The sequence below is a fragment of the Apibacter muscae genome, assembly GCF_007845635.1.
Classification (GTDB): Bacteria; Bacteroidota; Bacteroidia; order Flavobacteriales; family Weeksellaceae; genus Apibacter; species Apibacter muscae.
In genome coordinates this window covers 39,043-65,113 of record NZ_SELG01000024.1, presented here as the reverse complement: position 1 = coordinate 65,113, position 26,071 = coordinate 39,043, and the positions used below count along the sequence as shown (strand labels likewise).

General features: G+C 32.8%; 24 protein-coding genes. 13 read left to right on the top strand and 11 right to left on the bottom strand.

The window, feature by feature from the left end:
• Nucleotides 1–93 precede the first annotated feature (93 nt).
• Nucleotides 94–1,197, top strand: coding sequence for an efflux RND transporter periplasmic adaptor subunit (locus ETU08_RS01080; protein WP_146261164.1), 1,104 nt, complete (start codon nucleotides 94–96; stop codon nucleotides 1,195–1,197).
• Nucleotides 1,198–1,233: 36 nt separating this feature from the next.
• Here the strand turns inward: ETU08_RS01080 and lipA are convergent, their stop codons facing one another.
• Nucleotides 1,234–2,091: a lipoyl synthase gene (gene lipA, locus ETU08_RS01075; protein ID WP_185145027.1), complete on the bottom strand. Its 858-nt coding sequence runs from the start codon at nucleotides 2,089–2,091 to the stop codon at nucleotides 1,234–1,236.
• Between the two features lie 363 nt (nucleotides 2,092–2,454).
• Between lipA and ETU08_RS01070 the strand changes: the two genes are divergently transcribed.
• The 8 genes from ETU08_RS01070 to ETU08_RS01035 all read left to right on the top strand — a co-directional run bounded on the left by ETU08_RS01070 (nucleotide 2,455) and on the right by ETU08_RS01035 (nucleotide 13,614).
• Nucleotides 2,455–3,330, top strand: coding sequence for an aspartate carbamoyltransferase catalytic subunit (locus tag ETU08_RS01070; RefSeq protein ID WP_146261163.1), 876 nt, complete (start codon nucleotides 2,455–2,457; stop codon nucleotides 3,328–3,330).
• A 52-nt stretch (nucleotides 3,331–3,382) separates the two neighbouring features.
• The gene (locus ETU08_RS01065; protein WP_146261162.1) at nucleotides 3,383–4,459 is read left to right on the top strand and encodes a carbamoyl phosphate synthase small subunit; all 1,077 of its coding nucleotides are present in this window, start codon (nucleotides 3,383–3,385) and stop codon (nucleotides 4,457–4,459) included.
• Between the two features lie 20 nt (nucleotides 4,460–4,479).
• A complete protein-coding gene (carB, locus tag ETU08_RS01060; protein ID WP_146261161.1) occupies nucleotides 4,480–7,656 on the top strand; it encodes a carbamoyl-phosphate synthase large subunit in 3,177 nt (1,058 codons plus the stop codon).
• Nucleotides 7,657–7,907: 251 nt separating this feature from the next.
• Entirely contained in the window at nucleotides 7,908–10,073 is a 2,166-nt protein-coding gene (locus tag ETU08_RS01055) for a TonB-dependent siderophore receptor (RefSeq protein ID WP_146261160.1), read from the top strand.
• 10 nt (nucleotides 10,074–10,083) lie between these two features.
• A complete protein-coding gene (locus tag ETU08_RS01050) occupies nucleotides 10,084–11,103 on the top strand; it encodes an ABC transporter substrate-binding protein (protein ID WP_146261159.1) in 1,020 nt (339 codons plus the stop codon).
• A 6-nt stretch (nucleotides 11,104–11,109) separates the two neighbouring features.
• Nucleotides 11,110–11,802 (top strand): class I SAM-dependent methyltransferase, encoded by a 693-nt coding sequence (locus ETU08_RS01045; RefSeq protein WP_146261158.1) that lies wholly within the window; start codon nucleotides 11,110–11,112, stop codon nucleotides 11,800–11,802.
• A 23-nt stretch (nucleotides 11,803–11,825) separates the two neighbouring features.
• Nucleotides 11,826–12,839, top strand: coding sequence for a FecCD family ABC transporter permease (locus ETU08_RS01040; RefSeq protein ID WP_146261157.1), 1,014 nt, complete (start codon nucleotides 11,826–11,828; stop codon nucleotides 12,837–12,839).
• Nucleotide 12,840: 1 nt separating this feature from the next.
• Nucleotides 12,841–13,614, top strand: a complete 774-nt coding sequence (locus tag ETU08_RS01035) for an ABC transporter ATP-binding protein (RefSeq protein WP_146261156.1) — start codon at nucleotides 12,841–12,843, stop codon at nucleotides 13,612–13,614.
• A gap of 90 nt (nucleotides 13,615–13,704) precedes the next feature.
• Here ETU08_RS01035 and ETU08_RS01030 read toward each other — a convergent pair whose 3' ends face one another.
• The 9 genes from ETU08_RS01030 to ETU08_RS00990 form a co-directional block, all read right to left on the bottom strand.
• Nucleotides 13,705–15,066: an MFS transporter gene (locus ETU08_RS01030; RefSeq protein ID WP_146261155.1), complete on the bottom strand. Its 1,362-nt coding sequence runs from the start codon at nucleotides 15,064–15,066 to the stop codon at nucleotides 13,705–13,707.
• Nucleotides 15,067–15,110: 44 nt separating this feature from the next.
• Complete coding sequence (gene yut / locus ETU08_RS01025; protein WP_146261154.1) at nucleotides 15,111–16,073, bottom strand: urea transporter; 963 nt, start codon at nucleotides 16,071–16,073, stop codon at nucleotides 15,111–15,113.
• 27 nt (nucleotides 16,074–16,100) lie between these two features.
• Nucleotides 16,101–17,030 (bottom strand): urease accessory protein UreD, encoded by a 930-nt coding sequence (locus tag ETU08_RS01020; protein WP_146261153.1) that lies wholly within the window; start codon nucleotides 17,028–17,030, stop codon nucleotides 16,101–16,103.
• Between the two features lie 2 nt (nucleotides 17,031–17,032).
• Nucleotides 17,033–17,662 carry an urease accessory protein UreG gene (gene ureG, locus ETU08_RS01015; protein ID WP_146261152.1) on the bottom strand — a complete coding sequence of 210 codons (630 nt, stop codon included), beginning with the start codon at nucleotides 17,660–17,662 and terminating at the stop codon, nucleotides 17,033–17,035.
• Between the two features lie 51 nt (nucleotides 17,663–17,713).
• The gene (locus ETU08_RS01010) at nucleotides 17,714–18,406 is read right to left on the bottom strand and encodes an urease accessory protein UreF (protein WP_146261151.1); all 693 of its coding nucleotides are present in this window, start codon (nucleotides 18,404–18,406) and stop codon (nucleotides 17,714–17,716) included.
• 17 nt (nucleotides 18,407–18,423) lie between these two features.
• On the bottom strand, nucleotides 18,424–19,071 hold the full coding sequence (locus ETU08_RS01005) for an urease accessory protein UreE (RefSeq protein ID WP_146261150.1): 648 nt from the start codon (nucleotides 19,069–19,071) through the stop codon (nucleotides 18,424–18,426).
• A gap of 95 nt (nucleotides 19,072–19,166) precedes the next feature.
• Nucleotides 19,167–20,885: an urease subunit alpha gene (locus ETU08_RS01000; RefSeq protein ID WP_146261149.1), complete on the bottom strand. Its 1,719-nt coding sequence runs from the start codon at nucleotides 20,883–20,885 to the stop codon at nucleotides 19,167–19,169.
• Nucleotides 20,886–20,896: 11 nt separating this feature from the next.
• Nucleotides 20,897–21,394, bottom strand: a complete 498-nt coding sequence (locus ETU08_RS00995) for an urease subunit beta (protein WP_146261148.1) — start codon at nucleotides 21,392–21,394, stop codon at nucleotides 20,897–20,899.
• Nucleotides 21,395–21,413: 19 nt separating this feature from the next.
• A complete protein-coding gene (locus ETU08_RS00990; RefSeq protein ID WP_146261147.1) occupies nucleotides 21,414–21,716 on the bottom strand; it encodes an urease subunit gamma in 303 nt (100 codons plus the stop codon).
• 274 nt (nucleotides 21,717–21,990) lie between these two features.
• Here ETU08_RS00990 and ETU08_RS00985 point away from each other — a divergent pair, with 274 nt between their 5' ends.
• On the top strand, nucleotides 21,991–23,265 hold the full coding sequence (locus ETU08_RS00985; protein ID WP_146261146.1) for a DcaP family trimeric outer membrane transporter: 1,275 nt from the start codon (nucleotides 21,991–21,993) through the stop codon (nucleotides 23,263–23,265).
• 76 nt (nucleotides 23,266–23,341) lie between these two features.
• On the opposite strand, the gene yiaA is transcribed toward ETU08_RS00985, so the two are convergent.
• Nucleotides 23,342–23,749, bottom strand: coding sequence for an inner membrane protein YiaA (gene yiaA, locus ETU08_RS00980; RefSeq protein WP_146261145.1), 408 nt, complete (start codon nucleotides 23,747–23,749; stop codon nucleotides 23,342–23,344).
• A gap of 107 nt (nucleotides 23,750–23,856) precedes the next feature.
• On the opposite strand from yiaA, the gene ETU08_RS00975 reads away from it, so the two are divergent.
• From ETU08_RS00975 to ETU08_RS00965, 3 genes are all read left to right on the top strand, one after another.
• Nucleotides 23,857–24,279, top strand: a complete 423-nt coding sequence (locus ETU08_RS00975) for a DoxX family protein (protein WP_146261144.1) — start codon at nucleotides 23,857–23,859, stop codon at nucleotides 24,277–24,279.
• A gap of 13 nt (nucleotides 24,280–24,292) precedes the next feature.
• On the top strand, nucleotides 24,293–24,937 hold the full coding sequence (locus tag ETU08_RS00970; protein WP_146261143.1) for a carbonic anhydrase: 645 nt from the start codon (nucleotides 24,293–24,295) through the stop codon (nucleotides 24,935–24,937).
• A 71-nt stretch (nucleotides 24,938–25,008) separates the two neighbouring features.
• The gene (locus ETU08_RS00965) at nucleotides 25,009–26,001 is read left to right on the top strand and encodes an LLM class flavin-dependent oxidoreductase (protein ID WP_185145251.1); all 993 of its coding nucleotides are present in this window, start codon (nucleotides 25,009–25,011) and stop codon (nucleotides 25,999–26,001) included.
• Nucleotides 26,002–26,071 lie beyond the last annotated feature (70 nt).

Genomic DNA, 26,071 nt, shown 5'->3' with positions numbered 1-26,071 from the left:
TTTTAAATTGTAAATCCATTATATAAATGTAACAAAAAGGTTTAAAGCTACACTAATCATTCAACCACGTTATTATATAATTATAAATTACACATGAAGAAGAAAATTTTGAAAATATCATTAATAGTTATTTTTATAGCACTTCTAATTTTTTGCATAAGTTATATAATTAAAGCAAACTCAAATAAAAGCGAAAAATTTCTTACGGAAACACCTCTAATTAAAACCATTGAAATAAAATCTATAGCTACGGGGAAGATAAACCCAAAAGAAAAAATAGAGATAAAACCTAATATATCGGGAATAATTAAAGAGATTTACGTCAAAGAAGGAGATCAAGTGGAGGTTGGGCAATTAATAGCAACTATTAAAGTAGTTCCAGTGGTAGCAACAGTTAATTCAACTATGCAATCCATCAATTCTGCAAAAATTCAGCTGAGTAATCAAAAGAGAATCTTTGAAAGAGAAAAATTGTTATTTACACAAGGAGTAATCTCTAAACAAGAATATGAAAACGCGGAGACTCAATATAAATTAGCAAAACAAACACTAAATCAAGCAGAAAAAGAATATGATATTGCAACTAAAGGTGTTGCCAGTGGTCTGGAAAATTTAGCAAGTATACAAATTCGTTCTACAACCAAAGGTATGATATTGGCACTTCCTATTGAAGTTGGAAACCAAGTAATTGAGGCTAATACCTTTAATGCCGGTACTACGATTGCAACAATAGCAGATATAAACAAGATGATTTTTGAAGGTAAAGTAGATGAATCAGATGCAGGTATGATGAAAATTGGAATGCCCATGAACATTGTGATAGGAGCTTTACAAGATGAAAAATTGCAAGGGAATTTATCATTTATAGCACCACAGGGTTACGACGAAAATGGAGCAGTTAAATATAATATAAAAGCAGATCTTAAAATTCCTAACGGGGTATTAATACGAGCAGGTTACAGTGCAAATGCAGAAATAGTTTTAAATGAAAGAAAAGACGTCTTATCCGTAAGAGAAGCATTAGTCCAATTTGATGAACAAAACAAACCATTTGTAGAAATTTTGCAACCCAATGGAGAATACAAAAAACAAGATATAACTCTAGGCTTATCAGATGGTTTATACGTAGAGGTACATGGAATAAACATTAATGATAAAATCAAAATATGGAACGCTTCAGAAGAGGACAATAAATAAAAATATCAAACAAATATAAGCAACCAATACTTTAATTTAATGTATATGCTTTTCAGCATGATAAGATGATCTAACTAAAGGTCCACATTCAACATGACGAAAATTGCCTAGGCTTTTAGCAAAATCCTCATATTCTTTAAACAATTCCAAAGAAATATATTCTTTGACAGGAAGATGTTTTTTACTCGGTTGTAAATATTGTCCAATAGTGATAATATCTACCTTAGCATCATGAATATCTTTAATAGTTTCATAAACTTCAGAAACTTTTTCACCCAGCCCCAACATAATTCCTGTTTTAGTTCTTCTTTGTCCTTGTTCCTTTAAGTATCTTAATACATCTAAACTTCTGGAATATTTGGCTTGAATACGAACTTCACGAGTTAATCGGCTTACAGTTTCCATATTGTGAGAAATCACTTCCGGTGAAGCGTTTATTAAACGATCTAAATGCTTGGTGATTCCTTGAAAGTCAGGGATTAAAGTTTCCATAGTAGTTTCAGGACATATTCTTCTTATAGCATTTATGGTTTCAGCCCAAAGGATAGAACCCATATCCTTTAAATCATCTCGATCAACTGAAGTTAGAACGGCATGTTTTATTTTCATTAATTTAATAGAGCGAGCAACCTTTTCAGGTTCCTCCCAATCAATCTCAGAAGGTCGACCGGTTTTAACTCCACAAAATCCACAGCTTCTAGTGCAAATATTGCCCAATATCATAAAAGTAGCAGTTCCTTCTCCCCAACATTCACCCATATTAGGGCAACTACCACTCTGGCAAATCGTGTTCAATTTGTACTTATCTACAATATTGATAAGGGATTTGTAATTTTTTCCAGTTGGAAGTTTTACACGAATCCATTTAGGCTTGGTTGTTAAAGAATTTTCCATTTTGAACTGCAGATATTTATACAATTGCAAAAATACTAACTTAGAATAGTTATACTGCAAAAAATATAATAAATTATAATAAAGCATAGTTTTCAAAAAAAATTATTATCTTTGCTAGACCTTATAGTTAAGGATATATAAAGATTTGAAAAAAATTATTCGTATAAAAAAGATTTTATCTCAGAAAAGTATTTTACCTTTTCAGAATATAAAATTTCTTTTTTTAGTTTTAGATCAAACACAACATCCATTGGGAGATTCAAAAAATAATAATATTATATTTAAAAACATCTTAATAATTAAGATGTTTTTTTTTGCTTTAGTAGAACTAGACTTTAACAAAAATTATATATAAATAATTTTATGCAACATTTTATTTCTTTAGAAAATTTAAACATTGAAGTAATTAGAGAATTAATTGAAGATGCAATAAGCTTTAAAAAAAGAAACGCTTATCCCAATCTATCCAATCATTATATATCCAACTTATTTTTTGAAAATAGCACACGAACAAAATTAAGTTTTGAAATGGCTGAGAAAAAGACAGGGATGGAAATTATTTATTTTGATGCAGAAAGTTCAAGTATTAAGAAAGGAGAAACCCTGTATGATACGGTGAAAACGCTTAATTCCATTGGTGTAGAATGTTTTGTTATCAGACATTGGGAAGATCGATTTTATGAAAATTTAATTTCAAAATTTGATGTTCCAATAATTAATGCAGGAGATGGTTGCGGTGATCATCCCACACAATCTTTGTTAGACTTAATAACCATACAAGAAGAATTCGGAGAGTTTAGGGATTTAAACGTAGTGATAGTAGGAGATGTTGTACATAGTAGAGTAGCACATTCAGATGCCAAAATTTTACAAAGATTAGGAGCAAATATAAGTTTTGCAACGCCAGAATTTTGGAGAGACTCAACAATGACAATGGGCAGATATACAACTATAGATGAGGCAATTCCAAAAGCAGATGTTGTAATGTTATTAAGAAATCAAAATGAAAGACATTCTCAGCAATACGATGAAGGAAATTTTCTTTCCCTATATGGTCTTACCAAAGAGAGGGCAAGTAATATGAAAGCACATTCCATTATAATGCATCCTGCCCCTATTAATCGAGGAGTTGAGATAGATGAAGATTTGATTGAATCTCCAAAATCAAGGATTTTTACGCAAATGACTAATGGTGTTTTTGCGCGAATTTCTGTACTTAACTATGTATTTAATTCATAGAAATTCATTAAATTTAAAATAAAAATCATAAAATTTAAATAAACATATAACCTTGAAACGAAAATTAGTATTAGAAAACGGAATGGAATTTATTGGAGAAGGTTTCGGGAGCGATCAGTTTACCGTAGGAGAAGTGGTCTTCACTACTGGTATGACAGGTTATCAAGAAACTATGTCTGATCCTTCCTTCCATAAACAAATAATTGTTTTCACCTATCCATTAATTGGTAATTACGGTATTAATCCCAGTGATTTTGAATCCTTAAATCCATTTGTAGGAGGAGTTGTTGTTCATGAATTTGCCCATACAGAATCTCATTGGCAAAGTCAAATGAATATAGATTACTTTCTTAAAAAACAAAATATCCCTGGGTTAAGCGGTATTGATACCAGAGCCTTAGTAAAGATGATAAGGACCAAGGGAAGTATGAAAGGAAAATTTTGTGATTTATCAGAAGATACTGCTCAGGTAGCCCAAAAATTACAAAATACAATACTAGAACATCACGTACCGGAAGTTTCAACCCCTAGAGCTTACAGTGCTCCGGGAGAAGGATATCGAATTGTTTTAATTGATTACGGAATGAAAAAAAGTATATTAAAAGAACTATGTTTACGTAAATGTGATGTAGTCGTAGTTCCGTATAATACTAATGCTAGATCTATTTTAGAGTTAAATCCAGATGGTATAATGCTCTCCAATGGGCCTGGAGATCCACAGGAACTTAACGATTCTATAGAAATAATAAAACAAATAAGCGGTAAAGTTCCAATTTTTGGAATATGTCTAGGTCATCAACTATTCGCAATAGCACATGGAGCGAAAACCTATAAAATGTTATTTGGTCACAGAGGAGCCAATCATCCAGTTAAGGAACTAAAAACCAATAGAGTACATATAACTTCCCAAAATCATGGTTATGCAGTAGAGGAAGACTCACTAAAAAATACACCTTTAGAAATTACCCATAGAGCCTTAAACGATGGAACTATTGAAGGGTTATGTCACAAAGAAAATTATGCATTTACCGTTCAATATCATCCTGAATCAAGCCCAGGGCCTAACGATAATGAATATTTGTTTAATCAATTTATGAACCTGATTAGAGATTTTAAAAATACTCATTAATCAAAATTAAAAATTAAAAAATGCCAAAACGTACAGATATAAAAAAAATATTAGTAATCGGTTCTGGACCCATTATCATCGGTCAGGCAGCAGAATTTGATTATGCAGGAACACAAGCCTGTTTAGCTTTAAAAGAAGAAGGGTACCATGTTGTATTAGTGAATTCCAATCCAGCCACTATAATGACGGACAAGGAGATCGCGGATACCGTTTATATGGAACCTTTAACTTTAGATTTTCTCCAGCAAATTATAGCTTTGGAGCGTCCGGATGCACTGCTACCTTCCTTAGGAGGACAAACAGGTTTAAATTTAGCGGTAGAATTGGCCAAGTCAGGAACTTTAAATCAGTACGATGTAGAGGTTCTAGGTACTAAGTTAACTTCCATTGAACAAGCGGAAGATAGAGATTTGTTTAAACAGTTAATGGAAAGCATTAACGAGCCAATAGCAGAGAGTGTTATAGTCAATGACATTGAAGCAGCTCTTGATTTTGCCAATCAAATCGGTTACCCAATTATTGTACGTCCAGCATTTACATTAGGAGGAACCGGAGGAGGAATTGCGGAAAATGAACTTGAATTGCGAGAGATTACAGAATCAGGCTTAAAATACAGTCCTGTCCATCAATGTTTAATTGAAAAAAGTATCGCCGGTTACAAAGAAATTGAGTATGAAGTTATGCGAGATGCTAACGACAATGCCATTGTGGTATGTAACATGGAAAATTTTGATCCAGTAGGAATACATACCGGTGATTCCATAGTGTTTGCTCCAAGTCAAACCTTAGCAGATCAGGAATATCAGTTACTTAGAAATTCAGCTTTAAAAATAATCAGAGCCCTAGAAATTGAAGGAGGTTGTAATGTTCAATTTGCTTTAGATCCTTATAGTAGAGATTATATAGTTATTGAAGTAAATCCTAGGGTAAGCCGATCATCTGCATTAGCTTCCAAAGCAACCGGATATCCGATTGCTAAATTAGCAGCAAAAATTGCGATTGGATTAACATTGGATGAAATGAAAAATCCAGTTACCAACACTACATATGCCTGCTTTGAACCAGCCTTAGACTATGTAGTAGCCAAAATACCGAGATGGCCATTTGATAAGTTCCAAAGTGCCAATCGTCAATTAGGAACTCAAATGAAGGCAACAGGAGAAGTTATGGCAATAGGAACATCCATTGAAGAATCTTTACTTAAAGCAGTACAATCCTTAGAAATAGGCTGTTTACACATTAGAAAAAAAGATATTCAACCTTATGATCCTTCAACCTTAGAAGAGAAATTAAAAAAAGCAGATGATGAACGTTTATTTTTAATAGCAGATGCATTAAGAAACGGGGAAAGTATTGAAAGAATACAAGAGGCTAGTAAAATAGATAAATTCTTTTTAGCCAAATTGCAGCATATTATTGAAATAGAAAAAGAATTAGAAGCTCAGCCAGAGAATATTGAAATTCTTAAAAAGGCAAAAAAATATGGGTTTTCAGATTTTGAAATTGCTCAACTTTGGAAGGCAGACGAAAAATCTATCTATAAACTAAGGAAGGAAAAAAATATAGTTCCCGTATTTAAAATGGTAGATACTTGTGCGGCTGAATTTACCTCATCTACCCCTTATTTTTATAGTACTTATGGAATAGAGAATGAATCCTTAAGAACAGACAAAAAGAAAATAGTAGTATTAGGTTCAGGACCTATACGCATAGGACAAGGTGTAGAGTTTGATTATGCAACTGTGCATAGCGTGTTTGCATTAAAACAATCCGGTTATGAGGCAATAATTATCAACAGCAATCCGGAAACAGTATCAACTGATTTTAGTATTTCAGATAAATTATATTTTGAACCTCTTACGCGAGAGTCAATAACCACTATTTTAGACTTAGAAAAGCCAGATGGAATTCTAGTTCAATTTGGAGGTCAAACAGCAATTAATTTAGCTGAGGCAGCTAGGGAGGCAGGAGTAAAAATTCTTGGAACAAGTATTGAAGATATTGATAGAGCCGAGGATCGTAAAAAATTCGAAGCTCAGTTAAACGAACTAGACATAGCTCGCCCCAAAGGAGATACGGTTTTCAATTTAGATGAAGCCTTAAAAGTTGCAAGCTCTATAGGATATCCGGTAGTGATTCGCCCTTCTTATGTATTGGGGGGCAGAGCCATGCAGATCGTCTACTCCGATAGAGAGTTGGAAAGATATATGAAAGAAGCGGTTAATGTTCATGAAAAGCAACCGATTCTGATAGATAAATATTTGGTCGGAAAAGAAATTGAGGTTGATGCTATTTGTGACGGTACAAACGTTTTTATTCCTGGAGTTATGGAACATATAGAAAAAGCAGGAGTTCATTCCGGAGATTCCATAGCTGTATATCCTACCCAAACGATATCTCAAGAAGAAAAAGAGGAGATTATAAGACAAACGAAAGCCTTGGCTAAAGGATTTAAAATTGTTGGTTTGATGAATATCCAATTTGTGTTGATGAAAGGGAAAGTTTATGTTTTAGAAGTGAATCCTCGTTCCAGTCGTACCATTCCATTTATGAGTAAAGTTACAGGAATACCTTTAGCGCAGGTAGCAACAAAAGCTGTACTAGGAAGCTCCCTAATAGACCAAGGGTTAAGTATGGAATACTATCCAGAACCCAAAAACATCTATGTAAAAGCCCCTGTTTTTTCATTTGCAAAATTGAGATCTGTAGATATAACCTTAGGTCCAGAAATGAAATCAACAGGAGAAGTTATAGGGAAAGATACAACGTACGAAAGAGCTTTATACAAAGCACTTTTAGCAAGCCATATAAACATTCCAATTCTAGGGAATGCAATTTTTACAGTTGCAGATAAAGACAAGCCCGAAGCTCTACCCATAGCTAAAAGATTCTATGATATTGGGTATACCATTATGGCAACAAAAGGTACAGCTAAATACTTAAGGGATAATGAAATTCCTGTTATCGAGATAGATAAGTTGGAAAATGAAGACTATAACATTATAAAAATAATGCAGAAAGGAAAAGCTCAGTTTGTAATTAATACATTATCCAACGATGGCTTAACACAAGAAGATGGATATTTAATTCGAAGAAATGCTGTTGAAAACAGTGTTGCATGTTTAACATCTTTAGATACCGCATCAGCTGTTGTACAAGTCCTAGAATCCATAGGATTTGATATAAAATCATTCTAAAAACTTAAGATACATTAAAAAAATAAAAAGCATCTGTGTAACAGATGCTTTTTATTTTTTTAGAGATTCCAATTTTATTTAATCGATATAATTACTTATAGTCTTTAAAAATAAGAGTAAAATTTATTTAATAGTAACATATCCAGTTGAATACATTTTATAAACACTTAAAATTCTGGTATTATTCTTGTTTTTTAATATAGATAAAGCAAAAAATAATTTTAAATAAATGAAGTAATCTTTATAATAGAATGAAAAAAATCAATAATCTTATTTTTCCATCCCTAACATTATTAATTGTTCCCTCTTTTTTTAGTCAAAAAATTAATGCTCAAACTACTACCGATAGTATAAGAGGTGTTACTCTTGAAGAGGTTAAAATTCAAGCACCTAAAAATAGACACTACAACACAAATAACATATCAAAAAGCTTGCGATTAGATGGAGATATCTTAGATATATCACAAAATATACAATCCATAGATCAGTCTGTAATTAAGGACCAACTATCATTGAATGTTAACGAAAGTGTCACTAGGAATGTTAGTGGAACCTTTAGAGAAGAGTTGCACAATGGAATATCTTCAGATATATATTCAAGAGGAGGATATATTAATGCCCAAAGAAATGGGGTTGATTTACGTCCCTTATTAAAAGGACCTTTAGGAGATGATATTGCAGTTATTGATAGAGTTGAATTTGTAAAAGGACCTTCAGCTTTTATGAATGCTTTAGGAGATCCAGCCGGCTCATATAATATCGTAACGAAAAGTGCAGATGGAAAAAAAAGAACAGATTTTACTCTTTCTCAAGGAAGCTTTAATTTATTAAGAGGAGAAGCAGATATTAGTGGGAAATACAAAGAGGATAATAAGTTATACTATAGATTAAATCTTGTGGGAATGCATAAAAAAGGATTTATGAAATACGATGATAACAGTAGAATTGTTATAGCTCCATCCATTCAATACAATTTTGATGAGAATACAAGCATATCTGCACAATACATCTATCAGCATTTATCCTATAATATGTTGAGTGAAGCACAAATTTCTCCTTATGGATTCGGAACTTTACCGTATGATTTCACCATTACAGACCCAAGTTCACGCCCTTATAGAGCAGATGCCAATGATATATTTGTAAATTTTGATAAAACCTTTAATAAAAACTGGAGCTTACATACACAAGTATCTAATGTTAATAGCAAATCAGTAGGAGCTATGTATTGGGTGAATGGGATAAACAAAGTGGATCCGGATATATTAGATCGTGTATATGTATATGATGCTATGAAATACAATACATTTTCAGCACAAGCTTATGCAAAAGGACATTTTGTTACCGGTATATTTACCCATAACCTATTAACCGGAGTTGATTATAATTATAAAACTAATAAAACCCAAGATACTTGGAATACAGCTACAACCATTTACCCATTAAGTATTTCAAACCCTATTTATTCAAATGTTATCAATAATAATTCAATGGGAGGAAGTTATAATTCTGAAAACGATATTAATGGAGTGGATAACTTAAGCACAGGTAGATTATCATACATTTCTCCCTATTTAATGGAAGAAATAAGCATTTTAGATGGAAAGTTAAAGATGAATGTAGGTTTGCGATACACTTACGCCCAAGGATTTTTTAATCAATATGGAGCAAGAAATAAAAATTCAGACAACAATCTTAGTCCGAGGGTAGGTATAAATTATAAAATAAATGAAACCTTTAGTGCCTATGGATTGTTTGACAATACCTTTACACCCCTGGTAGGAAAATCTTTTGAAGATAAGCCATTAGATCCTGTAAAAGGACAAAGCTTTGAAATAGGTTTAAAAAAGGAGTGGATGAATGCATTTACCACAACAGTTTCCATTTATCAAATTGAAAGATCACATACGGTAACGAAAGATCCAATTACAAACAATATATATCAAAACGGCCAAAATAAAGCCAAGGGTATTGAAGTAGATGTAAGAGGTGAATTATTCCCAGGGATGTATGCAACCATAAATTACGCATATACAGATTCTAAAATAACTAAAGACGATTTAAATCCCTCTTTGGTAGGGAAAGCTACACCAGATAGAATCAGACATATACAAAACACATGGCTAACCTATAAATTACCCGGGAATTTCTTAAAAGGTTTCTCTATTTCAACCGGCTATCAATGGTTAGTGGGTAGAGCACCTCGATTCACAACAATTGATCCAGTAGAAATGAAAAACATTTTTAGAATGGATGCAGGTATATCATACGAAGCAAAAAGATATACTTTTAGCGTTATGGTTAACAATGTATTGGATAGTAAGCAATACTCCACCGCTTGGAAAAAGAATGATATGTACTATTGGGTACAATTGGCGCCTATTAATTATAGATGTTCTTTAACCGTTAAATTGTAAATTTCACATAATGAAAAATTTTTTTCTAATATTATTTGCCCTGATTTTACTGAATGGCTGCAATTCCAATCAAGAAAAATTAGAAAATCAAGATAAAAATTTTATCACTCTCACAGATACTCAAGGAAACCATGTAACCTTACCTAAACCAGCACAGAAAGTGGTTTGTTTATTTGATCCATCAGTAGATGTAATCTATATGTTACAAAAAGAAGAAACCTTAGTAGGTATTCCGGCAGAATTGTATTTTGATAAAGAATTATACAATTACTTTAAACTGTTAGATAAACGAATAGAAGCAAAGCAATTATCAACCCCTGGAAGTAATGATCTTGCAAATATTGAAAGTATAGTAGCTTTAAAGCCAGATTTAGTTATTGCAAAAAATTTAACTGCAAGCACCATACAAACACTAAAAAGTATGCAAATACCTGTGTATCTATCTTCATCTGATACCAATAAAAACTTAATTAAAGAGATGCGTGACATTTCAATTATGCTGGGAAATGAGAAAAGAGGTGAAGAATTAATTGCTTATGCTAAATCAAAAGCAAAAGAATTACAATCCAAAGCAGATCAATTGTCTGAAGGGAAAAGAAAAACTGCTTACTTCTCATGGGCGAATGGTAGGATATTTACAACCACAGGGGTAGAGAGTATGATGAATAACTGCTTGGAATTGGCTGGAGTTAACAATGTATGCTCTACCAAAATAGATAAAATGAATGTAAATCCAGAGACTTTGATTCAATGGAACCCCGATATGATTGTCATGTGGAACGATAGTCCAAATTTATTTTACGAAAAACCAGAATTAGCTTCCATAACTGCTATAAAAGATAAGCAAGTGTATAACTTAATGCCTATGTTCTTCTATAGTCCTCATACTTTTAAGGCTTTATGTGCAGCAACTGCCATTAACAATTGGGCTTATACGCATGATAAAAATTTAGAGCTAAAAGATTTAAAAGAAATTATTTTAAAACTTTATGGGGAAAAAAATGGAACAGAATTAATGAAATACCTATAATTAAGAATGGAAATAAAATATATAGAAAACTACTGGGATAAACAAGCCACTATCTGGAGAGAAGAAAAGGAAGATGCCTGGGATTTACCCGAAACCAAATACTGGCTTCAATATTTTAAACAACTTTTACCTACACTTTCAGGGAAGAAAGTACTTGAAGTAGGCACAGCTTCAGGATATTTTGCAAATTTATTATCTTTAGCAGGATATCAAGTTACTGCCGTAGATCTCTCTTCGAAAATGATTGAGGAAGCAAAAGAAGTAACCCAAAAATTAAAATTATCCATTGATTATCAAGTTATGGATGCACAAAATTTAGATTTTGAATCCAATACTTTTGATTTAGTATTTACCCGATTAATGACTTGGACGCTTCCAGACGTTAATAAATTTTATCAACTCTCCTATAATATATTAAAACCTCAAGGGAAATTAATTAATTTTGATGGAGATATGGGTAAAATTCAATTTAGCAGTGAAGAAGGTCATGAAAGATATCCGTCAGAAATTATGGAAGAAGCCAATAAAATTAAAGCCAATTTAGAAATAAGTAAAAACGATAGACCTACCTACGATCTGGAATTATTAAAAAAAATAGGCTTTATAAATGTTGTTTCTGATAACAAAATTCAAAATGAGATATTACATAAAGATATTTCAGTGAAAAGTTTGTTTCAAATTTCAGCACAAAAACCATAAAGAATAAAACTAAAACTAGTACTTTGAATAATAAGTTAGCAAAAATTCTATGTTACGGATTACCTATTCCGGTATTAATAGTTTCTTTGTTTATTGGATCTTCCGATCAAGTAAATGCAATACAATTTTTTAAAAGCCTAATCAATCAGTTACAAGGTCAAACATTAGTTGGTAGAGATCAAGGGTCTTACGAATTAACAAAAAATATTTTGGTAAATGTAAGGCTACCCCGAATTCTATTAACCTTTATGGTGGGTGCTGCACTTTCTGTTTCAGGTTCAGTATTGCAAGCCTTGTTTAGAAACCCCCTGGTGGATTCTTATATCCTAGGAATTTCCTCAGGTGCAGCTTTTGGAGCCTCATTAGCCATCGTGTACACTTTAAGTTTTATAAATATTTATGCATTTGTAGGAGGAATATTAGCCGTAATACTCACCTATTTCATTGCCACAGTAAACAAGCAAACCTCTACGGTTACCATAGTATTATCAGGCATGATAATTTCGGGAGTCTTTATAGCCCTACTAACGCTAGTTCAGTACATTAGTGATCCTTACAAATTACAAGCGATTATACAGTGGACCATGGGAAATTTACATTCCGCTTCTTGGATTGAAGTCAAACAATCCTTTATACCCATAATACTAACAATTCTTATTTGTTATCGCTATCGTTGGAGATTAAATCTACTTTCATTAGGAGATGATGCAGCTCGGGCTGTAGGTGTAAATCCGGTTCCAGATAAATTTATTTTAATTACTTGTGCTACTTTAATGACTACAACAACCGTGGCTGTAGCCGGGGTAATTAGTTTTTATGGATTATTCTTGCCCCATATCGTAAGAATGTTATTAGGAGCAGATAACAGCAAATCAATTGCAGGAAACATACTTTTAGGCGGAACTTTCTTATTAATTATTGATGATTTATCCAGAACTTTGTTTGTGTTTGAAATTCCTATAGGTGTTTTTACAACCATTTTAGGAGGAGGATTTTTTGTATATCTATTAAAAAAGAATAAACTAAACTGGAACTAGCATGAAAAATGCCATAGAGATAAATAACCTTGAGTTTTCTTACAGTGATAAACCAGTACTAAAAAAACTAAATGTTTCCTTTATAGAAAATAAGTTTTCAGTTTTATTAGGTATTAATGGAGGAGGTAAATCAACCTTATTTAAAATTATAGCAGGATTGCTAAAGGGGTATCGTGGAGAAATCAAGATATTTAATAAGAACATGGAAACGATAAGTTTTAAAGAACGTGCCCACTTAATTGGTTTTTTACCACAGTTTCATCAATTTGTTTTTTCCTTTACGGTTAATGAAGTTTTACTAACAGGTAGAACCGCATTTTCAGGATTTAGTGTGAAAGATTCTGATCAAGAAATGGCTGAAGAAATAATGAAGGATTTATCTATTTATCATTTAAAAGATAAACCCATCAATCAACTTTCAGGAGGTGAGCAACAAATTACGATGATAGGAAGACTTTTAATGCAAAATCCTAAAATCCTTCTATTAGATGAACCCACCAACCATTTAGATGTATATTACCAACATCATTTAATGGAGAAATTAAAAAAATATTCAACCCAAGGGTTTACTGTAGTTTCCATAATGCATAATCCTACGTTGGCCTTTCAATATGCAGATCATTATTATTATTTGCACGACGGCCATGTTCATACAGCTGAAGATCCCTCTGTACCAGATTTAAATTTGTTAGAAGCTGTCTATAATATGAGCTTCGTGGTCATTAATAAAAATGAGAAAGATTTTATTTTACCTTTTGGTGAAAAATTAGATTAAGATTTCCGGTAATGTCCTTAACATTTAAAGCTATTCAAATTTATTTTTTTTAAAATTCATTCGTTAAAAGCGTATAAAAATAAATAAGTATCAATTCTTATTAATTTCAGGAATTTTTCTTCCATAATATTGGGTAATAAAAGCCCCTAATAAGTTAACAAGGATTGAAACAATTAAAACCAATTCAATCCCACCCCATTTTAATAAGTTAGGAATAAAGAAAACAGCAATAACAGCTCCTATTTTGCCTATCGAGGCTGCCAAACCAACACCTGTACCTCTTTCCTCTATGGAATAGATTTGCGGAGGAATAATAAAGGTCATTAAATGAGGACCGGCGTTCAAGAACAGTTCAAAAATTAAAAAACCTAAAACAAAAACCCAAGTAGAAAGACCTAATTTATACCCAACCAGTAATAAAATTAAACCCAAAGAGCTTAAAGTAAATCCCCAAACTTGTATTTTTAAATGATTAATTTTATTTACTATAAAAAGACCGAGTATAAAGCCGATAAGAACAAATATATTGATAAAGGTGGTAATCTTAACGGAACTGATTATTTTATCAAAGGGGTCTTGTTTAGAAGGTTCTAAGCCTAAAGCCAAGACAAGAATCGGTAAAAATATGCCTAAACCATAAACTCCTAGGCCTTCGCATGCCCAAGGAACTCCGCTAAAAATTACTTTCTTTAAATTATCCTTACTTAGAAAATCTTTAAGATTGGGGTCTTTGATATCAACAGGTTTATTTTTAATATCTCCAATTTTCACATCGTTGCCCAAAAAATATTTAACGGCAATTTCTGCTTTTTCAATTTGTCCATGAGCGATTAGCCAACCCGGACTTTGTGCAAAACGAATTCTTAATAGAAACATGAGAAGTGATAGTGCAGATATAAGGAGCAATAGAAAATTCCAATGCATAGGATTTTGCCATTTTATTAATAAAAAATAACTGATTGTTGCAACAACAATACTACCTATGGCAGAGGTTGATTTTGCAGCTCCTACCATAAATAATTTCCATCGGTCGGGCATGATTTCTGAAATATAGTCAGAACCTAGGCTGTATTCGCCACCAATTCCTATTCCCATTAAAAATAAACAAAAGGCTAAAATCCATACGTGATCGAAAAAATAGCCAATTAAGGAGGCTCCTAAAATTAACAAGGGGCAAATCCTGAATAGTTTTAAATAGCCATGTTTATCGCTTAAATCTCCTATTAGCGAAGATCCTACCACTATTCCTAATAAACTCATGCAGGAGATAATTCCTTGAGAAAAAGAAGTTAATTCCGGATGGATTAACATTTGAATCATAGGTATAATTATACCTATGAGAGTGGCTAAGCCAGCACCCAAGGCTTGACCTAAGGAAGAGATAAAAAATATTTTCACATGCCCCCATCGAAGAGGCATGTGATCCATGTCTACCATTTTTTTTTGTAGCATAAATAAGATATAATAAAAGTTATTTCTCCATTATAAAAATGAATTTAAAATTTAAACCTAGGTAGTAGGAACAACCAAGTGGTTAAACAAAAAGGAGCAGTTAAAGACGGTAGTCCAAACGGTTCTAGCATACCATTCATTCCTGCTTGTACAAAAACAGTTGCAATAATACCTAGAAATGCCCATGCAGCGGTTTTATGGCTAACTTTATAGAAAGTCATACCTAAAGCGATGCCGGTTAATACAGCACTAAACCCATACAATCCGTTAGCAATATCACTACCCGGAGCTTTAAACATTATAGCTGCAAATAACGCTATGGCTGAAGCTAATGCTGCCCAGATAGCAGCCCATTTATTACTAATAAATAATGCTATTAAAAAAATTATACCGGTAACCCAAGAGTTTATAAGGAACACTTGTGAAATGCCTTTTAACCAATAAATAAGTAGATGAGAGATCGACAAATCCAAGCTGGGATTGATAGCAGAGCTAAGTACAGGCTCAGACATATGTGTAGGAGGAATTCCTTGCAATACTCTTGCACTAAATAAAAATATCCAAGTAAGAAATACGAAAGGAAAAGTTAATGAATTAATTCCCCATGAAGCCATAACGTTGTTAAATGCTAACCGTACTGATGATGTTAGCATGGCACATACAATCAAAGCAATCCATGTATACGGGGTATTTCCCAAAAAAGTTAGAAATGCACAGCCGACTAAAATACCGTTGAACCCCCATAAACCGTTTTCGTTATCATCACTGGAAAGTGGTAGGAAGTAAGCGGTGATTGTAGAAGTAAGTAATCCGACTAAAGCCCCCCAAGCTACTAAGCCCTGACCTTCTTGATATGCACCTACAAAAATACCCAATAAAAACAGTACGCCGGTCCAAATATTGTTTTGAAACATCACTTGTCCGGATCCTTTAAATATAATTTTTATAAAGTCCATTGAAAATAAGTGGCAAAACTTTGTGCTTGGTTTAGTTGTAATTGTTTCCATGATTTTTTAGTGTTAATTAGTTATATATTATCTCCAAGGAAATTCAGCAGGAACTGGTTTTCCTTTTACTTGTAATCGTACTTTAGAGCAAAAATCTCTAATTACTTTTTTTACCGGACCAGGTTCCATCCCTAATACTTTAAATAGCAATCCACTTTGGTTAGGCAAATAAGTTATACCCGCTGCTATCTGTTTATCATTATCAATAAAAGGAGTAATTTGCTCATAGATCTTGTCAGCATGTTCTTTAGGAGTCATCACAATTACATTCGCAAATACGTCGTAATTATGCATCACGCCCAAATTCCGAGGAGAATATTTATTAGGATCTATAATAAATTTTTCTCTAAACAATTGCTCCCCATCGGGACGTTCTCCATGACAACACACCGATAAAATATCATATTCAAAAAGTTCACCATCACCATAGTGTTTACGCCCTCCCATAAAAACTTCAGAATAAAAGAGAGTTGCCGTAGGTGCAATTACAAGTTTGGTATCTGAAATAAACCTCGTATGTCGGCAAGGAATTAAAGGTTCAGGCAAAAATTCTAAATATGCGTGATCTTCCAATACAAATTCCTGTTTAAGACCGGAATAATTGTATTTCATTTCAGACAGCTTAGTGGCAGCTCCGGTAGATACGAAAGCAAAAGCATCTTTTCTAACCGTAATGTTTTGTTCGTATCTGTCACCGTCTATGTTAGGACCTCCGGCAGAAAGAATATAAACACAAGGCATTTCTGGCATCTCTTCGTCAAAATAAAGCTCTTGCTGTACAATGATGGGAGATCTTCTGTCCAAATCTCTCATTATGGATTTTCCAGATTTGTCCAGTTCAAATCCCATAAATAAATATCCTGTTTTACCAGGGGCTCCTACATACATAGCTTTAGGTTGCTCTAGATAAGGAGCCATTTCTTTAGCGGACGAAAAATCTACTTTACTAATAGCCATTTTTATTTTTTCACTTTATCAAATAGAGCAATTCGACAGATTAGATCAACCAATTCATCAAGACCCTCACCAGTCATGCAGTTGGTGAAAACAAATGGTTTATCACCTCTTAAGGTTTTAGAATCTCTATCCATCACCTCTAAACTAGCATTTACATAAGGGGCTAAATCGGTCTTATTGATTACCATTATATCTGCTTGAGCAACACCAGGACCATTTTTCCTAGGAATTTTGTCTCCAGCAGCCACATCAATTACGTACATAAAAAAATCTACCAAGGCAGGGCTAAAGGTTAAGGTTAGATTATCCCCTCCGGATTCAATAAACAATACATCGCTATCCGGGAATTTAGCTTCTAATTCTTCGGCTGCTGCTATATTCATGGAAGGATCTTCTCTAACTGCAGTGTGAGGGCAAGCACCAGTTTCCACGCCCACAATTTGTTCTTCAGGCAAAATACCGCTCAATGTTTTTCTAACATGTTTAGCATCTTCTGTAGTTACTATATCGTTGGTTATTATAATTACTTTTAATCCTTTTTCTAAAAGTTTAGGAGTAAGAGCTTCTATAAGTGCTGTTTTACCAGAACCTACCGGTCCTCCAACACCAATTCTACAAATATTATTACTCATATCTTTATTATTTTAATTGAGTTAAAACTTAGTTTATTTAATTTATTTATTTTAATTCATAAACATTCTCATCTTACCTTTTTCATGCAAGGAGGCAAGAATATCTATTTGAGGTACAAAAGAGTTCATGTCTTCCAGAGAAAGTAGACGAACCTCTTCGTACAATTCTTGAGTTTGCTCAGAGAGTTTGTATAAAATACGTTGGGTATCAAAATGAGAGACTTTAACAGCTCTAAGTGCTGCCCCCAAGATCATGTTGATAGCTCCATATTGGTGAGAAGTAAACAATTCAACTTCGGAAAGATTTTCAGAAGCAAAAGCTAAGGCTTGTGCAATGGGAAAGGTGCCTGGAGTTTTTTCATCTTTTATGTCCTTTAGCCATTTAACTAACAATTCATTGTCAAGTAAGTCAATGGAAATCTCAGCCATTTTTCTTCCCATCCTTTTTTGCATTAAGCGAGCTTCATCATTCATTTTAAACATAAATAATTGATTATCAATATTCACAATCTCTTGGTAATCTTTTTCTAAAGCCGCTCTGTAAGCTAGTAGTGTGGCAATTCCATCACTGTAGGCAGCTTGTAGAGCAATAGATCTGGTAAAATCTTCTAGAGTTTGTGCATCGTAAACAATTTTCTCATGAATTGCTGTTTCAAGTCCATTGGAGAATGAAAATGTCCCAATGGGAAAGGCGGAATCGCTTAATTGAATAAGCCTCATGAGTGAAAGTATATTGATAGACATGAATGTATTATTTTATGTTAATGCGTGTGCGTGTGAGGGTTGCCATTTTCATCGTAATGGGTATGTGTATGACTGGTTGAATGGCTGTGGTTGTGACTATGAGCATGACCGTGTTCAAAACCATGTATTTCATGACTCGCACCACCAAATAATTTTCTTATTTCTTGGGGTTCTAAATTTGATATAACCTCTTGCCCTTTTTTAAATTGGTATTTAATTCCTTCAATATGATGGGTATCTATTACTGTAAGCATTACTTTTTCTGTAACGGTAAGAGGTACGTAAACCGTTGTACCTTTTACAACCGCAGGCCAATGTTGATTTCCTATTGCATGAGCTAATTCTACGGTGATACGAATAATGTCTTCCGGTGATTTAGTAACTAAATCACTTAAATCAATAACTAAAACAGGATTTAGTTCAATTTTAATAACAACAGCCTTATTATCTTCGGGAGAATAGTATATAATATCTCCATCAGTAACTTGAGAACCTCTTTTTAAAGCGATTGGATATTCATTTCCTTGATCTCCTTTGGCTAGCAAACGACTTTTTTGTGCAGCCCATTGATCTAAAAAAATATGTTCAATTTCTACGTTTTGTAATTTGTGATTCCAATCGTCAGAATTATTCACATTTCCTAATATTTCACTATAAACTTCCATATTTTTATAATAATTTAATTTGTGCTTGGTTTGTGATAAATGTAAAGCTTATATCTTATTTTTGTGATAAGATATAAGCTTTAGGTAGCTAAAATTTAGCTAAAGAAGTATAGTTGACCTAGTGAGAATTCTTTTGCAGGTGCCACGTGTGCCGGTTGCCCATCAATAAGAACTTCAAAAGTTTCTGGATTAACTTCGATGTTTGGTGTTCCACCGTTATAAATCATATCATTCTTAGTTAATTGGCGAGTATGACTAACAGGGTGTACAATTTTTTCCAAACCTAATTTTTCTTTGATTCCTAAATCGTAAGCGGCTTTAGATACGAAAGTCATTGAAGTTTGAGGCATGGCTTTCCCATAAGCACCAAACATCGGACGGTAAATAATTGGTTGTGGAGTAGGTAAAGATGCATTAGGATCTCCCATTTCAGACCAAGTTATAAATCCTCCTTTAATAACCATTTTAGGTTTAGCTGCAAACATACTTGGACTCCATAGAACTAAATCGGCAAATTTTCCTTTTTCAATAGATCCTACCACATCAGAAATACCAAAAGTAATAGCAGGGTTAAGTGTTATTTTAGCAATGTAACGCAAAACTCTAAAATTATCATTATCAGCTGAATCCTCTTTTAATTTACCTTTAGCATTTTTCATATAAGAAGCCATTTGGAAGGTTCTTAAGAAAGATTCTCCAATACGTCCCATGGCTTGTGAGTCAGAGGAAACCATTGATAATACTCCTAAATCGTGCAAAATATTCTCAGCAGCTTGTGTTTCTGGACGAACACGACTTTCTGCAAAAGCAACATCAGATGGAATTTTAGGATTTAGATTGTGGCATACCATAATCATATCAAACAACTCTGCTTGGGAATTAATACCGAATGGTAAAGTAGGATTGGTTGAGGATGGAAGAACGTTAGACATAGAAGCAACTTTCAATAAGTCAGGAGCATGTCCTCCACCAGCACCTTCTGTGTGATAAGTATGTATGGTTCTACCGTCAATGGCAGCGATTGTATCTTCCACAAATCCAGCTTCATTTAAAGTATCTGAGTGAATAGCCACCTGTACATCCATACGATCAGCAACATTCATGGAGGCTCTTATGGATGCCATAGTAGAACCCCAGTCTTCGTGAATTTTTAATCCGGCAACTCCAGCTATAATTTGATCTTCAATAGGTCTTTCCGTGGAGCAGTTTCCTTTTCCTAAAAGTCCTATGTTAACAGGTAATCCTTCGATCGCTTGGAACATTTTTTCGGTATTCCATTTACCAGATGTAACAGTTGTACCATTGGTACCGTCTGATGGACCAATACCCCCACCAAATAAAGTAGTTATACCGTTGCTCAGTGCATGATCAATTTGTTGAGGAGCAATATAGTGAACGTGTCCATCGATACCTCCAGCAGTTAAAATTAAATGTTCTCCTGAGATTGCATCTGTAGAAGCACCTGTTACTAGGTCTGGATCTACACCGTCCATTGTATTTGGATTTCCAGATTTTCCAATTCCGGCAATTTTTCCGTCTTTAATACCAACGTCTGCTTTTATAATACCTAATTTAGCATCAATGATAGTTACATTAGTGATAACTAGGTCTAAAGAGCCTTCATCTTCAGTAATAGTATTGGCAAGTCCCATACCGTCACGGAGAGTTTTTCCTCCCCCATAAACGTTTTCATCGCCATATCCTTTTAAATCTTTTTCTATTTCTATATATAAATCTGTATTTCCTAATCGGATTTTATCTCCTACTGTAGGACCAAATAGATTGTAGTTTTCTTGTCTTGAAATTGTAGCCATATCAATAGATATTATTTTTTATTAACATTTGTTTTATATTCTGCTTGAGCGTCTTTTTCAGAGATAGTTTTATATCCATATTCCTCAAGCTTTTTAATTGCTCTAATAGTGGCAGGGAAGAAAGTTGGTGCACCTTCATCACCAGTGTATCCATCAACCAAATTGTTAAACCCAATTATTCGTCTTTTACCTCCAAAGGTGATTAGACTCACTTCTTTTTCTTCTCCAGGTTCAAAACGTATAGCAGTACTAGCAGGGATATTTAAGTGATATCCTAACGAAGCTACACGGTCAAATTCCAAATAGCGATTTACTTCAAAAAAATGGAAATGTGAACCCACTTGAATAGGTCTATCACCGGTATTTCTAACTGTAACTGTTAATGTTGGTCGGTCTGTATTATATTCAATAGGTTGATCCGCGAATATTATCCCTCCTACAGGAATTTTATTTTTAGGAGTAAATCCTGGGGCGATTTGATTATCGTTGATTTGATTTTCTTTGCTCATGATAAATAGATTATAAGGTTTATTTGATGGGTGTGTGTATACTTACCAAGCGAGATCCATCTGTAAAAACAGCCTCTACTTGCAATAAAGGAATCATATCAGCGACACCTTCCATTACATCTTCTTTTTTTAAGACATTGGCTGCCTCATTCATTACTTCTTCTAAAGTTTTCCCTTCTCTAGCTCCTTCTAAAGCTGCGGAGGTAATATAGGCTACAGCTTCAGGATAATTAAGTTTAAGTCCTTTTTTTAAACGTCTTTCAGCTATAGCTCCTAAGGATAAGAGCATTAGCTTGTCAATTTCTCTAGGGGTTAAATACATGGTTATATTATTTATAATTTTAAGATTGTCAGATAACAAAATGCTTGCATTTTTGTATTAAATTGATCTAAAATAAATCAAATACATGATTAAAATGCAAAAACTAGTAGTTTTATTTTATGATTTTGCAATATGCTTACTAATTTCAAAATTTATGCCAGATTAAATATTTAACAATTATTTAATTTTATTAGAAAATTTTTTTTTAATAATAGTAATTACAGGTTTGGTGTTTTATTTGCATGATAAGAATTATTAATCAATAACACTAAAAATGAAAAAAAAGATTTTTACTACTTTATTTGTAGCTTTTAGTCTTTTATTGGCTAAAGCTCAAAATCCAATTGACTCAACAGAAGTCTCTCTTTCTATCATTAACACAGAAAAAAGTGATTTAGAAATTGTAAAAGATTTCCACCGTACTGCGAGTCCGTATTTTAAAGATCCTAAAGCACCTCGTTTTTTACTTTATGATCGACAAAAGAAAGTTGCCTTTGGTATTGGAGGAATTATTAGAGTAAGAACGGCTTATAATTTTTCAGGAATTTCTAATAGTTCTTCAGGTTTTGTTCCTTACAGCATATCAGTACCTACGAATTCTGCAGAAAAAAATGATTTTAAAATTAATGCCAATAAATCGACCTTATTTTTTAAATTAATGGGAGATAATTCTAAAATAGGAAAATATATGGCATATGTATCGGGTAATTTTAGCGGAAATAACAATAACTTTACTCTTAAAGATGCTTATGTTTCATTTTTAGGTTTTACTATTGGTCAAACATGGAGTACATTCAATGATATAGCAGCTGTTCCTCCTACGGTAGATTATCAAGGGCCTAACGGTGCTGCTATGATGCGTACCGGACAAATACGTTATACACATAAACTCAATGATCAGATTTCATTTGCAGTTGCTGTTGAGCAGTCTCAATCAACAGGAACTTATGAAAATTCATTAAATGAAAAAACAACGCAGAGTATACCAGATATACCGCTATATATACAATATAGTTGGGGAAAAGATTTTGCAAGTCATATACGGGTATCGGGTGTTATGAAGAATATTAATTACAGAAATCTAGTCAAAGATAAAACAGAGACAGAGACTGCTTTAGGGGTACAATTAAGTACAAAAGTAGGTATAACTCCCTTAATAGAATTTTACGGGCAGATTAATTATGGGAATGGTATAGCGCCATATATCAATGATTTATCTGGGCACGGCCTTTCAATAGTTAATAATCCGAATCATGATGGTAGAATGTATGCATTAGAAGCTATGGGATGGTTTTCACAAGTTAAATTTAATCTTTCTAAAAATGTTTTTACTAGTTTAGGTTATAGTCAAGCAAAAATTTTTCCTAAATCAGGAACTTTTTCAGACCAAGAATATAGATATGGACAGTATTTAGTTGGGAATGTATTTTACAATATTACCAATAATATTCAGTTAGGAGCAGAATATTTATGGGGGAATCGTGTAAATATGGGTGGACAAAGTTCAGCAGCCAATTGTATACAAACCCTAGTTAAATTTAATTTTTAATAAAAAACTAAAAAATAAAAACTCAGAATTTCTGAGTTTTTATTTTTATACTTTTTCTTAAAAAGTTATTATGATGTTAACTGTTTAATTTTTTCTTTTCATCTTCAAGGTCTCTCGTGTTTTTTTGTACACATATAGCACCAAATAGAGATAAAATAAATCCAAAAGCATAAAATCCTTTTTCGCTAGGAAGCAAATCAGCATTAATAAGTCCGATGACTAATAACGAAATGCTAATAATTAAGGATGCCCAGCAAAGTCCATAGTAAACATCGGTCACAGGTATATTCTCTAATTTATCTCGAACTGATTTTTGAATTGAAACGGCAGAGAATAGACCGTAAAGAATAATTAAAAGATAATACCCCTTTTCATTTAATTGCATTTCTGCTCTCCAAAGACCAATTAAATAGCCTCCTATTCCTAAAATTAAGCCTATCCAGCTAGCAGCAACAAAAGCTAAAGAAGTTTTGTTATTTTTCATAAGTAGTTGTATTAATATATTGTTGTAAAAGTAAGTGATTTAAATTATCTGCAAAATCAAATAATTTATATTAAATTTAACTATCTTTGAACTTAAAACTTTGAAAAATGATAAATAGGTCACAAGAAATTAATAGTAATTTAGGTAAACTCTTTTTAAGAATTTCCATTGGAGGACTAATGATATTTCACGGAATAAGTAAATTCATATATGGGCACGATTTTATTAAACAAGTTTTAGTAGAAAAAGGGTTACCAGAGTCCATGTGGTTGGGTGTTCCAGTTGGGGAAGTTATTGCTCCTTTATGTATCATATTAGGGGTGTTTACAAGAGTTTCATCCCTAATATTAGCTTTTACTATGCTAATGACTCTATACTTGGTTCACGGGTGGGAAGGATTTTTATTGACTGAAACAGGAGGTCCAGCAGTAGAGCTAAATTTATTTTATTTGCTAACTTCAATATCTTTATTTTTATTAGGACCAGGGAATTATAGAATTTATAAGGGCAATAATCCAATTTTGGTTTAATTTAAGATCATATATGTTTTTGGATAAGATATTTACACATAATGAAGAATGGATTAAAAGCAAGTTAGTTGTTGATAAAAATTACTTTAAAGAATTAGCTAAAGGTCAATCTCCGGAAATCTTATATATTGGATGTTCCGATAGTAGAGTAGCCACTGAGGAGCTACTAGGAGCAGATCCCGGAGAAGTGTTTGTACATAGAAATATTGCAAATATGGTAATCAGTATTGATCTGAATGTTATGTCTGTAATTACCTATGCTGTTGAACATTTAAAAGTTAAACATATTGTTATTTGTGGTCATTATTATTGTGGAGGAGTTAAAGCAGCCATGGAAGCTAAAGACCTTGGTTTATTAAACCCATGGTTAAGAAATATTCGTGATGTCTATCGAATTCATAAAGATGAATTAGATAATATAGAAGATACGGTGGTGAAATATAACCGACTTACCGAATTGAATGTGGAAGAACAATGTATTAATTTAATAAAAACTGCAGCAGTTCAAAAAGCTTTTATTGAAAGAGGTTTAAGCGTACATGGATGGATTTTTGATATTAGATCCGGAAAATTAATTGATTTAAAAATTAATTTTAAGAAAAAATTAAAAGAAATCATGGAGATTTACAACCTTAATGAAGGAAAAGATATTATATAATCTAGAATTCAATAATTTATTGAAATTTTAATTTTTCAGACCAGTTAAATGATTTCATTGATCAAATGAATATGGACTTAAAATTAAGTGTTTTAGATCAATCTCCCATTATTAAAGGTCAGACCTCCTCTAAAACTTTACAGAATACTCTTGACTTAGCTTGTTATGCAGAAGGTTTAGGGTATCATAGGTTTTGGTTATCCGAGCATCACAATACCAATGGGGTTATAGGATCTGCACCTGAAATAATGATTGCACACATTGCAAATCATACAAAAAAAATAAAAGTAGGTGCAGGTGGAATAATGCTATTAAACTATAGCCCATTAAAAGTTGCAGAAATTTTTCACGTTTTAGAGAGTTTACATCCCAGTAGAATTGATTTGGGAATGGCAAAGTCTTCTGGAGCAAATAAAAAAACTGCAAATATTTTAAATCCTCATCTCCAAGATCCAAAAAAGGAATTTATTGATAAATTAAATGCAATTAATAAATTTTTAGATAGCACCCCTAAATTATCTACAGAAATAAAGGCTATGCCAATAGTAGAATCTTCGCCTGAAAGATGGTTATTAGTTTCCAGTATTGAAAGTGCTATTATAGCTGCTGAATTTGGAATGGGGGTTTCTTTTGCGCATTTTATAAATCCAACTAAAGGAAAAGAAGCATTAGAAATATATAGAAATAATTTTAAACCTTCTGAAAATTTAAAAAATCCTAAAGCTAGTTTTGGTATTTTTGTTTTTTGTTCTTTGGACAAAGATAAAATCCATCGACAGCAGGCTATGATGGATCATCGGTTTATTCAGCTTCAAGAAACGGGTAATATTCTACCCATAAATTTTGAGGATATTAAGGATATAGATTATTCTGATAAAGATAAACTAAGCATTAAGTATAATCGTCAATTGTATATCTGTGGCACTCCAGAAAAAGTTAAAAAACAACTGGATAGTTTAATTGAAGATTATAAAGTGGATGAAATTATGTTGGCAACCTATGCAGAGTCTATAGAAGACAAAAAAGAATCTTATAAACTTATTGCTGATCTGTATAATTCTTAAAATTGTTTTAAGAATATTTTTATAACTTTTTAAGTGAAAAGTTATAATCCACTTATCCATAATTTAAGAA

Bases quoted from the DNA above. Each gene is read 5' to 3' on its own strand.
- ETU08_RS01035 (WP_146261156.1), top strand. From the start codon at position 12,841: ATGAAAAATGCCATAGAGATAAATAACCTTGAGTTTTCTTACAGTGAT.
- ETU08_RS00975 (WP_146261144.1), top strand. From the start codon at position 23,857: ATGATAAATAGGTCACAAGAAATTAATAGTAATTTAGGTAAACTCTTT.
- ETU08_RS01045 (WP_146261158.1), top strand. From the start codon at position 11,110: ATGGAAATAAAATATATAGAAAACTACTGGGATAAACAAGCCACTATC.
- ETU08_RS01020 (WP_146261153.1), bottom strand. From the start codon at position 17,030: ATGGCTATTAGTAAAGTAGATTTTTCGTCCGCTAAAGAAATGGCTCCT.
- lipA (WP_185145027.1), bottom strand. From the start codon at position 2,091: ATGGAAAATTCTTTAACAACCAAGCCTAAATGGATTCGTGTAAAACTT.
- ETU08_RS00970 (WP_146261143.1), top strand. From the start codon at position 24,293: ATGTTTTTGGATAAGATATTTACACATAATGAAGAATGGATTAAAAGC.
- ureG (WP_146261152.1), bottom strand. From the start codon at position 17,662: ATGAGTAATAATATTTGTAGAATTGGTGTTGGAGGACCGGTAGGTTCT.
- ETU08_RS01010 (WP_146261151.1), bottom strand. From the start codon at position 18,406: ATGTCTATCAATATACTTTCACTCATGAGGCTTATTCAATTAAGCGAT.
- carB (WP_146261161.1), top strand. From the start codon at position 4,480: ATGCCAAAACGTACAGATATAAAAAAAATATTAGTAATCGGTTCTGGA.
- ETU08_RS01070 (WP_146261163.1), top strand. From the start codon at position 2,455: ATGCAACATTTTATTTCTTTAGAAAATTTAAACATTGAAGTAATTAGA.
- ETU08_RS01005 (WP_146261150.1), bottom strand. From the start codon at position 19,071: ATGGAAGTTTATAGTGAAATATTAGGAAATGTGAATAATTCTGACGAT.
- ETU08_RS00985 (WP_146261146.1), top strand. From the start codon at position 21,991: ATGAAAAAAAAGATTTTTACTACTTTATTTGTAGCTTTTAGTCTTTTA.
- ETU08_RS01050 (WP_146261159.1), top strand. From the start codon at position 10,084: ATGAAAAATTTTTTTCTAATATTATTTGCCCTGATTTTACTGAATGGC.
- ETU08_RS01080 (WP_146261164.1), top strand. From the start codon at position 94: ATGAAGAAGAAAATTTTGAAAATATCATTAATAGTTATTTTTATAGCA.
- ETU08_RS01055 (WP_146261160.1), top strand. From the start codon at position 7,908: ATGAAAAAAATCAATAATCTTATTTTTCCATCCCTAACATTATTAATT.
- ETU08_RS00965 (WP_185145251.1), top strand. From the start codon at position 25,009: ATGGACTTAAAATTAAGTGTTTTAGATCAATCTCCCATTATTAAAGGT.
- ETU08_RS01030 (WP_146261155.1), bottom strand. From the start codon at position 15,066: ATGCTACAAAAAAAAATGGTAGACATGGATCACATGCCTCTTCGATGG.
- ETU08_RS00990 (WP_146261147.1), bottom strand. From the start codon at position 21,716: ATGTATTTAACCCCTAGAGAAATTGACAAGCTAATGCTCTTATCCTTA.
- yut (WP_146261154.1), bottom strand. From the start codon at position 16,073: ATGGAAACAATTACAACTAAACCAAGCACAAAGTTTTGCCACTTATTT.
- ETU08_RS01000 (WP_146261149.1), bottom strand. From the start codon at position 20,885: ATGGCTACAATTTCAAGACAAGAAAACTACAATCTATTTGGTCCTACA.
- ETU08_RS00995 (WP_146261148.1), bottom strand. From the start codon at position 21,394: ATGAGCAAAGAAAATCAAATCAACGATAATCAAATCGCCCCAGGATTT.
- yiaA (WP_146261145.1), bottom strand. From the start codon at position 23,749: ATGAAAAATAACAAAACTTCTTTAGCTTTTGTTGCTGCTAGCTGGATA.